Here is a 1,116-nt window from a genome sequence, read left to right as displayed (position 1 = left end):
ACCATGGGCATTGATGAGAAACCGAGTCAGGCATTTCTCGACCGCCTCGGTGCGCACTTTGGTTTCCCACCACCGCGCGAATCCGGCCATAATACCGTGGAAGCGCTGGAAGCCATGCTGCGCGATGAGGTTCGCGTGTTGATCGCGTTGGGCGGCAACCTTGCCGCCGCAGCGCCGGACTCGCCGCGCACCGAAGCCGCCCTGCGCCGCTGTCAGCTCACGGTACACATCAGCACCAAACTCAACCGCAGCCACCTGATCACCGGAGAGCAAGACGCGCTGATCCTGCCGACGCTGGGACGCACCGAGCGCGATATCCAAGCCAGCGGTCCGCAGTTTGTTACCGTGGAAGATTCGTTTAGCATGGTGCACGCCTCAGAGGGCGTGGGCTATCCGCTTTCAGAACAGCAGCGTTCTGAGACCGCTATCGTCGCGGGCATTGCCGATGCAACGTTGGGCAGCCAACCGGTGGATTGGCTGGCACTCGCGGGGGATTATTCACTGATCCGCGATCACATCGCCGCCACCCTGCCCGGTTTTAACGATTTCAACCTCCGTTGTGAACAGCCGGGCGGATTCTATCTGGGCAATGCGGCGGCTGAGCTTTGCTTTAACACCCCGAATCGCAAAGCCAATTTCTGCGCCGCTCCGCTGCCGAAAACCCTGTTCCCACAGCTCGGCGCGCAGCAGGCCCCCTTTACCCTGCAAACCCTGCGTTCGCACGATCAGTACAACACCACCATTTATGGCCTGGATGACCGCTATCGCGGCGTTTACGGGCAACGCGAAGTGCTGTTTATCAATCCGCAGGACATCGCGGCGCTGGGGTTGGCTGACGGCGACAACGTAGACATCGAGACACTGTGGCACGATGGTGTCACGCGCAAGGTGAGCGGGTTTCGCCTGGTCAGCTACAACATTCCTCGCGGCAATTTGGCCGCCTATTACCCGGAAACCAATCCTTTGGTGCCGCTCTCCAGCGTAGGTGATGAAACCTCTACGCCGACCTCAAAATCGGTGCCCGTAGCCATAACCCGCAGCCAACGCGATACACAACCTGAGCGACGCATCGCCTGACGTTCAGGCGTCCCGGCAGCAACCGGGACGCCTGCGTTG

Annotated in this window: 1 protein-coding gene; it reads left to right on the top strand. The window is 60.7% G+C overall.

The genetic code is table 11. From position 1 onward, the window contains the following. The coding region (locus J5224_RS29270; protein ID WP_319802508.1) for a molybdopterin dinucleotide binding domain-containing protein at positions 1-1,077 on the top strand (1,077 nt) is incomplete at its 5' end. Positions 1,078-1,116: the final 39 nt, after the last annotated feature.

The sequence above is a fragment of the Candidatus Symbiopectobacterium sp. NZEC135 genome (assembly GCF_025962695.1).
The sequence above is the reverse complement of the archived record's forward strand: the minus strand, read 5'-3'. Positions and strand labels throughout refer to the sequence as shown.